The following is a 10,532-nucleotide window of genomic DNA, read 5'->3' as shown; positions in this document are numbered from 1 at the left end:
ACGCCCTGGGGCTTGAGAACAACCATTCTCAAGCCCCAGGGCATTTTTGCGTTCCAGGGAATTCAGTGCACCCGCCGCGCCGCTGCGCGGATGATGGGGTGATGAGCGTCGTCCGACATGCCGATCCGACCGCGTTCCAGGCCGCCGTGGGCAGGCTGCTCGTTGACGACCCGGTCCGGCACACCGGGGTCCTCGGTCAACTCGCCTTCCACCCGCGCCACGATTCGATCCTCCTCACCGCCCACCACGGGAACGACCTCCTGGGCGCCCTGGTCCTGATGCCCCCCGGCGTCGCTCTCACCTCCGCCCTGCCGCTGCCCGCACACGACCAGGTGATCGACTACCTGATCCGGCACGACATCCACCCCTCGTCCGCGCACGGCCCCCGGGACGTGACCGACCCCTTCGTCGAGCGGTGGTGCCACCGCACGGGTGCGATCGTGACCACCGAGATTCCCGAAAGGCTGTTCCGGCTCGCCGAGCTCATCCCCCCACGCGTCCCCGGGAATTCCCGGGTGGCGACCAGCACCGACGTGCCCCTGGTGACCCGGTGGAACTCCGACTTCCTCACCGAGGTCGGCTTCCCGGGCTCGCCGAACCCGCGCGGCAGTGCGGCGTTCGTGCGCGCGGCGCTGGCAGCAGGCCGGGCCCACCACCTCTGGGTCGTCGACGACCGCCCGGTGTCGTTCGCCCTGGTGTCCCCGCCCGTGGTGGGCATGTCGCGGATCGGGCCGGTCTACACACCACCCGACCTGCGCGGACACGGCTACGCCTCCGCCGCGACCGCCGCCGCGGCCCGGTGGGCGCGCGGCCGGGGCGCCCGGGACGTCCTGCTGTTCGCCGACGTGGACAACCGGGTGGCGAACTCGATCTACACCGCGCTCGGGTTCGTCCCGGTGCACGACTCGGTCGAGACGGGACTCGCTCAGCCGAATACGCTGTGAGGGGTGACCACCACGCGCATCCTCGTCATCCAGCTCGCCGACCTGGATTCGCCCGGGCGGCTGGCCGAGTGGCTGGTCGACTCCGGCGCCGAGGTCGAGCTGGTGCGGCTGGACCGGACCGGCGAACTCCCCGAACCACGGGACTTCGCCGCCGTGGTCTGCCTCGGTGGGCCGATGAACGCCAACGACCTCGACGGGCACCCGTGGCTGCGGACCCTCCGGGCGTTCTTCGGCACCTGCGTCACCCGGCGGGTTCCGCTGCTGGCGATCTGCCTCGGCGCGCAGGTGCTCGCGACCGCGCTCGGCGGTGAGGTCGAACCGGGGCACGAGGGGCCGGAGGTCGGCCGGGAACTGGTGGCCAAGCGGGACCTCGGGTGGGCCGACCCGCTGTTCGCCGACCTGCCGCTGATGCCGGACGTGCTCCAGTTCCACCACGACGTGATCACCCGACTGCCCGCGGGCGCCGAACTGCTCGCCTCCGCGACCCGCTACCCGAACCAGGCGTTCCGGGTCGGGCCGGTCGGGTACGGCATCCAGTTCCACATCGAGACCACGCCGGAGCTGTTCGAGACCTGGCTGCGGACGGACCCCGCCGGAGCCGAGTTCGCGCGGGCGGTCGACCGCACCCCCGAGGGGATCGCCGAGCTGCACGCCGACGTCGAGCAGACCTGGCGGCCGTTCGTCGAGCGGTTCGTCGAGCTGGCCAGGGGCGAGCTGTCCCCGGTCGCGAAGAACCTGCTGTAGACCGGGGACGAGCACATGCCCGACCGCTCCCGCCCGATCTCCTCCGCGGCCCGCTTCGGCCTGACCGAACCCCGAGCCGAGGCCGAGCTGCGCGCCGCGGGCCTGTGGGACGACCACGGCCCGGTGCCCGAGCACGAACTGGTCCTCACCGCCCTCTCCCGCAGCCCCGACCCGGACCTGGCGCTGCGCGGCCTGGCCCGCGTCCGCGAGGCCGACCCCGACACCTGGCCCGAACTCCGCGCGGAGCTGGGCACCAACCGGCGGCTGCGCGGCAGGCTGGCCGCGGTCCTCGGCGGGTCCAGCACGCTCGCCGACCTCCTCGCCGCCCGCCCCGCCGAGTGGCGGCGGCTCGACGGCGCCGGAACCCCCGCCGACCGGTACACCGCCGCCCTCCTCACCGAGGTCGGCGCCACCGGGGACAGCCCCCAGGGGCCGGTCGCGGCCAAGCGCGGACCGGAGGCGGTGAAGGCGCTCAAGTTCGCCTACCGCGGCCTGCTGCTGGAGCTGGCCGCCGACGACCTCGGTCACCTGGTGGAACCCGAACTGCCCGAGTTCACCTACGAGGAGGTCGCGAGCAGGCTCAGCGACCTGGCCGAGGCGGCGCTGCGGGCCGCGCTCGCGGTGGCGTGGGCGGAGAACGGCGGCGCCACCGCCCAGGAGCGGGCCCGGCTGACCGTGATCGCCATGGGCAAGTGCGGCGGGCACGAGCTCAACTACGTCAGCGACGTCGACGTGATCTTCACCGGGGAGGACGACCTGGGCCTGGCCACCCGGGTCGCCAGCGCCATGATGCGGGTGGCGACCGAGGCGTGCTTCGACGTCGACGCGAACCTGCGCCCCGAGGGCCGCAACGGCGCCCTGGTCCGCACCCTCGACGGGCACCTGGCCTACTACAAGCGGTGGGCGCGCACCTGGGAGTTCCAGGCGCTGCTCAAGGCCAGGGACATCGCGGGCGACGCCGAGCTGGGCCGCGGGTACACCGACGCGGTGGCACCGCTGGTGTGGACGGCGGCCGACCGGGACAACTTCGTCGTCGACGTGCAGGCCATGCGCCGCCGCGTCGAGGACCACGTGCCCTCGGAACTGCTGGAACGCGAGCTGAAACTGGGCCGGGGCGGCCTGCGCGACATCGAGTTCGCCGTGCAGCTACTGCAACTGGTGCACGGCCGCACCGACGAAACCCTCCGCCGGGCCGCCACCGTGGACGCGCTGGCCGCGCTCGCCGCGGGCGGGTACGTCGGCCGCACGGACGCCCTGGAACTCGCCGAGTCCTACCGGTTCCTGCGCACCCTCGAACACCGGCTCCAGCTCCAGCGGCTGCGCCGCACCCACCTGTTCCCCGCCGACGACGCCACCGACGACCTGCGCTGGCTGGCCCGCGCCACCGGCATCGGCCCCGACGGCGGCCGCTCCGAGGCGCAGGTCCTGCTGGCCGAGTTCCGCAGGCGCGCCAACCGAATCCGGCGCCTGCACGAGAAGCTGTTCTACCGGCCGCTGCTCGAAGCCGTGTCCCGGGTGCCCACCGACCAGCTTCGGCTGACCGCGAAGGCGGCCGAGGCCCGGCTGGCCGCACTGGGCTACTCCTCCCCGCAGGGCGCGCTGCAGCACATCCAGGCGCTGACCTCGGGGGTGAGCAGGCGGGCGGCGATCCAGACCGCGCTGCTGCCGGTGCTGCTCGACCTGCTCGGCGCCACCCCCGACCCCGACGGCGGCCTGCTCGCCTACCGCAAGGTGTCCGAGGCGCTGGCGGCCACACCCTGGTACCTGCGGGTGCTGCGCGACGAAGGGGCGGTGGTCGAGCGGCTGGCGGTGCTGCTGGGCACCTCGAAACTCGTCCCGGACCTGGTGGTGCGCGCCCCCGAGGTGCTGCGGCTGCTGGCTGACCCGAAGGAACTGACCCTGCGCGACCCGGCCGAGGTGGCCGCGTCGCTGCGCAACGCCGTCCGCAGGCACGGGTACCTGGGCAACGCGGTCACCGCGGCCCGGTCGCTGCGGCGGCACGAACTGCTGCGGGTGGCGTGCGCGGACCTCCTGGGGTTCATGGACGTGCTGGCGGTGTGCTCGGCGCTGTCGAGCGTGTGGTGCGCGGTGCTGGAGGCGTCGCTGGCCGCGGTCGACCGGTCGGAGGCGGCGTCGGCGGGCGGGCACCTGGCGCGGATCGCGGTCATCGGCATGGGCCGCCTCGGCGGCTCCGAACTGGGGTACGGGTCCGACGCGGACGTGATGTTCGTGTGCGAGGCCGCCGACGGGGTGTCGGACTCCGACGCGCTCAAGTACGCCGGGCGGGTCGCCACGGCGGTGCGGCGGCTGCTCGGCTCACCCAGCCAGGACCCGCCGCTGCAGGTGGACGTCGACCTGCGGCCGGAGGGCAGGCAGGGACCGATCGTGCGGACGCTGGAGTCCTACCGCGCCTACTACCGGCAGTGGAGCGAGGTCTGGGAGTCCCAAGCGCTGCTGCGGGCCCGACCGGTCGCGGGCGACGACGACCTGGGCAGGCGGTTCGTCGAGATGATCGACCCCATCCGCTACCCGGAGGGCGGGCTGGCGGACAAGGACGTGCGCGAGATCCGGCGGATCAAGGCCCGGGTCGACACCGAGCGCCTGCCGCGCGGAGCGGACCCGACCACGCACACCAAGCTCGGCCGCGGCGGACTGGCCGACGTGGAGTGGACGCTGCAACTGCTGCAACTGCGGCACGGGCACGAGCACCCGGCACTGCGCACCACCTCCACCATGGACGGTCTGGCGGCGGCGGTCGAAGCCGGGCTGATCACCGCCCAGGAATCCGCCGAGCTGACCCAGTCCTGGCTGCTGGCCACCCGGGTGCGCAACGCGATCACCCTGGTCCGGGGCAAGCCGTCCGACCAACTCCCCACGCAGGGCCGGGAACTGGCCGGGGTGGTCACCGCACTGGGACCGGACACCCCGGGCGGCATGTCCGACCCCGGCGAGTTCCTCGACTTCTACCGCCGCACCACGCGCCGCGCGCACGCCGTGGTCGAGCACGTCTTCTACGACGACTGACCCGGCTTCTATGACGACTGACACGAGCGGACCGGTTCTGTCGGTGCCGCGGCCTAGGCTCGGGGCATGAGTGAGCCGTGGAGCTGCCGGGTCGCCGTCCGCAGCTACGAACTGGACGCGCTGGGGCACGTCAACCAGGCGGTGTACCACCAGTACGCCGAGATCGCCCGCATCGAGGGCTTCACCGCGGCCGGGTGCTCCTGGGACACGCTGATCGCGTCCGGGACCGCGCCGGTGCTGCTGGGGTCCACCATCGCCTACCGCCGCGAGCTGCGGGCCGGGGACGCGGTGGACATCACCTGCGAGATCAAGTTCGGTTCCGGCAAGACCTTCAACGTGGACTCGGTGATGACCAAGCCCGACGGCACGGTCTCGGCCGAGGTCTCGTGCGTCATCGGGGTGATGGACCTGACCGCGCGCAAGCTGGTGGCCGACCCGCGGGCCGTGATGGAGGCCCACGGGTTCGACCTGTCCGTGCTGAACGGCTAGCCCCCCCGTCAAGGCTGGGCCCTCCTCTGTGGATGCCTGTCTTGAGTTGTCCACAGGTCTCCCGCGCCGAGCCCGGTTTTGTCCGACCCCGCGGCTAAGCTTGAGCAGAAGGAAGACGCGCGGGGGCGGGCGGCGCCCATCCCAGGAAGACGTGCCGGTCGGCTGTGGTACCGGTCGTCGTGGTCCGTGGCACCGGCCGGTTGTGGTGGGAAGAGACGGCCCGTGGTTGTTCCACGACGGTTGTTCCACGACGCCGGGGCTGCCCTCGCGCTGGCCTTCCGCACCGGGCCGCCGGTGTCGAGGTGCCTCGACTCCAGGGTCACCCCCGGCCTCCACGGTCACCCCCGGCGCGGGTTCCGGCCGGACCAGGTTCGGGGGACGGATGGTCCGGGGGTCGATGGTCAGCACCGGCACCCGCGGCCGTGGGGTCGAGGTGGCCTGCCTCAGACCGGGATCGGCGTCGTGACCCGGCGCAGCAGTTCACCGGCGATGGTGGGGGAGCGCAGGTCCGAGGGGCCGTAGACGGGGACGTCCACGTGCGCCTGGGTCTCGCGCACGCCCAGCGGTGACTGGGTGAGCAGACCGCTGACGGCGAGGACCTGGTGGCCGTCGCCCTGCAGGCGGTGCACGCCGAAGATCGCGCCCGCGGAGTCCGCCGCCGCGTACAGGACGCCGTCGGCCAGGGCGCGGGTGGCCGGGTGGTCGAGGAGTTGGGCGGTTTCGGGCTGGAGCACGCCGTCGGCGATCTCCAGGACGGCGGCGTCGACGCCCGCGGCGGTCAGGTGTCCGTGCAGGGCCTCGGTGCCCGCGACGATGCGCTCGAGCGGCACCCGGAACGTGGTGGCCATGCCCATGTCGGTGAAGTCCAGTGCGAGGGCGGCCCCGGCGTCGCGGAACAGCCACGGGTCGCCGCCCGCTGCGGTGCCGGTCACCTTCGCCGCGCCGACGCGCAGGCCCGCGCGGGTCAGGCCGTGCACCAGGGAGGCCGCGGTGGTGGTCTTGCCGGAGTTCATCGAGGTGCCGACGACGACGAAGGTGGGCACCCGGCGGCCGGGCGGGGGCGGGGCGGGCAGGGCGGAGTCGGCCACGTTGAGCGGGCGGCCGGTGGGGCCCGCGAGCAGGCTGAGGGGGCGGACGGTCGTCGGGGCGGACACGGCGGCGTTGCCGCTGCGCACCTTGCCCAGGATGCCGCCCGCCGCGACCAGGTCGCACGGGCCCAGGTCGTCGGGCAGTTCCGCCTCGAAGTGGTCCGGGGCGTAGCGGGCGGCGTAGGCCACCAGCACCCGGTCGCCGACGAACAGGCGGGCCTTGCGGCCGTCGGCCAGTTCCAGCACCTCGTGGTAGCCGACCGAGGTGACCTCGGCGAGCACCACGTCGCCGTGGGTGGGGCGGTGCTCGGCGGGGTGCGGTGGCGTGAGCGCGTCGGCGTCCAGCAGGCGCACGGCGTAGGCCTTCTTGAGGCGGTCGACTCGTACCGGGTCCAGGGCAGCGGACATGGGTGTTCCCTCGGGTGGGGCCGGAGTGGTCACCGCGCGAGAGCCGCGCGGCTGCGGGGAGCGTATGGGCTGGATCACCCCCGGGGGAATGATCGTTCCGCGTAACACCTGAGTAATGGCGACTGCACGGAGGGTGAACGTCGGTGGTCCGGGTGGGGGTGCCGGCGCTCGGTGAACCGGGTGGTGGACGTGCTGGTGGCGCAAAAAACCGGCGCCTGCCGGGGGAGGTCCCCAGGCAGGCGCCGGTCGGTGACGAGAGGTCAGGTCACACGTCGTAGTACAGGCCGAACTCGTACGGGTGCGGGCGCAGGCGCAGCGGGTCGATCTCGTGCTCGCGCTTGATGTTGATCCACGTCTCGATCACGTCGGGGGTGAACACGCCACCGGCGAGCAGGTAGTCGTGGTCCTCCTCGAGGCGGTCGAGCACCTCGTTGAGCGAGGCGGGGACCTGCGCGACCTCCTTGGCCTCCTCGGGCGGCAGCTCGTAGAGGTCCTTGTCGATCGGCGTCGGCGGCTCGATCTTGTTCTTCACGCCGTCCAGGCCCGCCATCACGATCGCGGCGAAGGCCAGGTACGGGTTGCCCGAGGAGTCGGGGCAGCGGAACTCGACGCGCTTGGCCTTGGCGTTGTTGCCGGTGATCGGGATGCGCACGCAGGCGGAGCGGTTGCGCTGGGAGTAGACCAGCGACACCGGGGCCTCGTAGCCGGGCACCAGGCGGTGGTAGGAGTTCACCGTCGGGTTGGTGAACGCCAGCAGCGACGGGGCGTGCTTGAGCAGGCCGCCGATGTAGTGGCGCGCGGTGTCCGACAGCCCGGCGTAGCCCGACTCGTCGTGGAACAGCGGCGTGCCGTCCTTCCACAGCGAGGAGTGCACGTGCATGCCGGAGCCGTTGTCGCCGAAGAGCGGCTTGGGCATGAAGGTGACCGTCTTGTCGGCCGCCCAGGCGGTGTTCTTGATCGCGTACTTGAACAGCTGCAGGTCGTCCGCGGCGTGCAGCAGGGTGTTGAACCGGTAGTTGATCTCGGTCTGGCCACCGGTGCCGACCTCGTGGTGCGCGCGCTCGACGGTAAAGCCGAGGCCCTGCATGTTCAGCACCATCTGGTCGCGCAGGTCGGCGAAGTGGTCGACCGGCGGGACCGGGAAGTAGCCGCCCTTGAAGCGGGTCTTGTAGCCCTTGTTGCGGCCGTTCTCGTCGGCGGCACCGGTGTTCCACCAGCCCTCGACGGAGTCGACCTCGTGGAACGAGCCGTTCTCGGAGTAGTCGAAGCGCACCGAGTCGAAGATGTAGAACTCCGCCTCGGGGCCGAAGTACGCGGTGTCGGCGATGCCGGACTCGGCGATGTACTGCTCGGCCTTGCGGGCGATGTTGCGCGGGTCGCGGGAGTAGGCCTCGCGGGTGAACGGGTCGTGCACGAACCAGTTCAGGATCAGCGTCTTCTCGATCCGGAACGGGTCGATCCGCGCGGTGTAGGGGTCGGGCAGCAGCAGCATGTCCGACTCGTGGATCGACTGGAAGCCGCGCACGGAGGAGCCGTCGAACGCGAGGCCCTCGGTGAAGGCGTCCTCGTCGAACGCCTCGGCGGGCAGGGTGAAGTGCTGCATGACGCCCGGCAGGTCGCAGAACCGGACATCGACGAACTTCACGCCCTCATCGGCAATGAAGCGCAAGACCTCGTCGGAAGACTTGAACACGCTTGTTGGCTCCTTACGTCTGCTCCGCCGGCCGCGACCGGCCCACCGCGCTCAACGGACGGCAATTGATCACGGCTGTCCGCTCTGCGTGATGAAACTAGGAGGGCGGTGTTGCCCGACCATCACCCTCGTGTTTCGCGCGGGTTAACGGCACCGTCCGGCGCCCGTGGACGACCGGAATCATGCCAGGCCCGGCCACGTCCGGCAGCGCGTCCTACGCTGGAGGGGTGAGCAGATGGACCGGAAGTTGGCTGCCCGGCTCGGACACCGGAACCCCCGACGGGGACCCCCAGCGCTGGCCGGGTGAGCGGCTGGGCCTGCCGGAGAGCGGCCCCGGCTCGGCGGCGGCCAACGGCATCCGCTTCGCCGCCCTGCTGATCGACCTGGTCCTCGCCTCCCTGACCACCTCGGTCTTCGTCCCGTTCGACGTGGGCGACCCGGCGGTCATGCGCACCCACAACCTGTGGTCGGGGGCGGTGTGGTTCCTGATCACGGTCGCCGGGGTGGCCCTGGCCGGGTTCACCCCCGGCAAGGCGCTGCTCGGCCTGCGCGTGGTCCGCCTCGACGGGACGGCGCTGGTCGGGCCGCTGCGCGCGATCCCGCGCACGGTGCTGGTGGGGCTGATCCTGCCGGGCGCGATCACCGACAAGGACGGGCGCGGGTTGCAGGACAAGCTGGCGGGGACCTCGGTGCTGCGCACCCGCTAGGCCACACCGGTGCCGCGGGTCGCTCCCCGCGCCTACAGCGCGGGTTCCTCGGCGAGGTGCACGGCCGTGGCGACCGGTCGGAAGCCCACCTTTCGGTAGACGCGGTCGGCGTCGGCGCTGCCCGGGGTCAGCCAGGCCAGCGTGGCACCCGCGAGGGCCACGACCCGGTCCACCGCGTACGCGGTGACCAGGCCGCCGAACCCCTGGCGCCGGTACTCCTCGACCGTGGCGACCCCCACGACCTCGGTGACGCCGTCGGCCACCGGGGTCCACGAGGCGACCGCCACCGGTTCCCCGTCCATCCGGGCCAGCACCATGCCCCCGTCGGGGGGCTCCGGGGGCGGACCCGTGGGCAGGTCGGCCCCGCCCATGCCGAACGCCCGGTGGGCCAGCACGGACCCGAGCACGTGGTCGTGCTCGGTCGTGACCAGTTCCACGGTCACCCCCGGCGCGGGTTCCGGCCGGACCAGGTCCGGGGGTTCGATGGTCAGCACCGGCACCCGCAGCGTGACGCCCAGCCCGGCGCCCTCCAGGGCGTCGACCGCTCCCGGGGCGGCCTCGTCGATCAGCTCGAACCGCAGCGTGCCCTCGGGGAAGGCCGCCCGCAGCGCGTCCAACCCGGCGTCCACCTCGGCCGGGTCCTGCACCGGCTCCCCGGGCCGGGCGGCGACGGTGTAGTTGAGGTAGTCGGGTCCGCTGGGCGCCAGCAGCCCGGTGAACGGCCCGGCGGGCACGAGCGTCCGGGTCCGGCTCAACCCGGACAACTGGGCCGCGGCGATCCGCACGGCGAGCTTGACGGCGTCGGTCACCCACCGACCGTATAGCCAGTGGAAACGATCAGCCGAGCGAATCGAGGTCGATCGTGACCGGGAACGGCACGTCGGTGCGGAACACGCCCGTGGCCTCCTGGTCGTCGACGTAGCCGAACTCCTCGGTGCGGCGGCAGACCAGCAGCGAGACCGGGTCGTCGAGGTCGAGAATCCAGTAGTGGGGTATCCCGGCGTCCGCGTACTCCGCGCGCTTGACCTTGTGGTCCGTCCGGCGGGAGCCGGGGGAGACGATCTCCACGACCAGCAGCACCTCGGCCGCCGGGAACATCCTGCCCTCGTCCTCGACCCGGTCCGCCGTGGCGCGTTCGTAGACGACCAGGTCCGGGCGGCGGCTGTTGCCCGGCTCGCCCGGAGCGGTGAGGGCGAGGTCCACGTCCAGTTCCTGGGTCACTTCCAGGTGCTCGGGGAGCTGGTTCTCCAGGTGCATGAACAACTTCCCGGACGCTCGCATGTGCGGGCGCCCGGCACTGGGTGACATCAACAAACGGCCCTCTTGCAGTTCGGTGTAGCCGCTCTCGGTCTCGCCGAGGGCGGCGTACTCCTCGATGGTCAACAGGTGCGTGGGCGCGCTCGACTCGTGTTGATGCTGCGGCATCGCGGTCATG

At 72.4% G+C, this 10,532-nt stretch carries 9 protein-coding genes; 5 read left to right on the top strand and 4 right to left on the bottom strand.

Annotation, left to right across the window (positions count from 1 at the left end; all coding sequences use genetic code 11):
* Positions 1–101 precede the first annotated feature (101 nt).
* The 4 genes from UO65_RS07955 (at position 102) to UO65_RS07940 (ending at position 5,201) form a co-directional block, all read left to right on the top strand.
* Positions 102–944, top strand: a complete 843-nt coding sequence (locus UO65_RS07955) for a GNAT family N-acetyltransferase (protein ID WP_052020883.1) — start codon at positions 102–104, stop codon at positions 942–944.
* 3 nt (positions 945–947) lie between these two features.
* On the top strand, positions 948–1,688 hold the full coding sequence (locus tag UO65_RS07950) for a type 1 glutamine amidotransferase (protein ID WP_035280113.1): 741 nt from the start codon (positions 948–950) through the stop codon (positions 1,686–1,688).
* A gap of 15 nt (positions 1,689–1,703) precedes the next feature.
* The gene (locus tag UO65_RS07945; protein ID WP_035280111.1) at positions 1,704–4,712 is read left to right on the top strand and encodes a bifunctional [glutamine synthetase] adenylyltransferase/[glutamine synthetase]-adenylyl-L-tyrosine phosphorylase; all 3,009 of its coding nucleotides are present in this window, start codon (positions 1,704–1,706) and stop codon (positions 4,710–4,712) included.
* Between the two features lie 66 nt (positions 4,713–4,778).
* Positions 4,779–5,201 (top strand): acyl-CoA thioesterase, encoded by a 423-nt coding sequence (locus UO65_RS07940; protein WP_035280109.1) that lies wholly within the window; start codon positions 4,779–4,781, stop codon positions 5,199–5,201.
* Positions 5,202–5,644: 443 nt separating this feature from the next.
* On the opposite strand, the gene UO65_RS07935 is transcribed toward UO65_RS07940, so the two are convergent.
* The gene (locus tag UO65_RS07935) at positions 5,645–6,697 is read right to left on the bottom strand and encodes a P-loop NTPase family protein (RefSeq protein ID WP_035280107.1); all 1,053 of its coding nucleotides are present in this window, start codon (positions 6,695–6,697) and stop codon (positions 5,645–5,647) included.
* A 265-nt stretch (positions 6,698–6,962) separates the two neighbouring features.
* Entirely contained in the window at positions 6,963–8,390 is a 1,428-nt protein-coding gene (glnA, locus tag UO65_RS07930) for a type I glutamate--ammonia ligase (protein WP_035280106.1), read from the bottom strand.
* A 227-nt stretch (positions 8,391–8,617) separates the two neighbouring features.
* Here glnA and UO65_RS07925 point away from each other — a divergent pair, with 227 nt between their 5' ends.
* On the top strand, positions 8,618–9,097 hold the full coding sequence (locus UO65_RS07925; RefSeq protein ID WP_035280105.1) for an RDD family protein: 480 nt from the start codon (positions 8,618–8,620) through the stop codon (positions 9,095–9,097).
* Positions 9,098–9,129: 32 nt separating this feature from the next.
* Here the strand turns inward: UO65_RS07925 and UO65_RS07920 are convergent, their stop codons facing one another.
* Both UO65_RS07920 and UO65_RS07915 read right to left on the bottom strand, forming a co-directional pair.
* Entirely contained in the window at positions 9,130–9,906 is a 777-nt protein-coding gene (locus UO65_RS07920) for a GNAT family N-acetyltransferase (RefSeq protein WP_035280103.1), read from the bottom strand.
* A gap of 28 nt (positions 9,907–9,934) precedes the next feature.
* Positions 9,935–10,531, bottom strand: coding sequence for a Uma2 family endonuclease (locus UO65_RS07915; protein WP_035280102.1), 597 nt, complete (start codon positions 10,529–10,531; stop codon positions 9,935–9,937).
* Position 10,532 lies beyond the last annotated feature (1 nt).

Origin of the sequence: Actinokineospora spheciospongiae, assembly GCF_000564855.1 — a bacterium.
GTDB lineage: Bacteria > Actinomycetota > Actinomycetes > Mycobacteriales > Pseudonocardiaceae > Actinokineospora > Actinokineospora spheciospongiae.
This window is presented reverse-complemented; position numbering and strand designations above follow the sequence as displayed.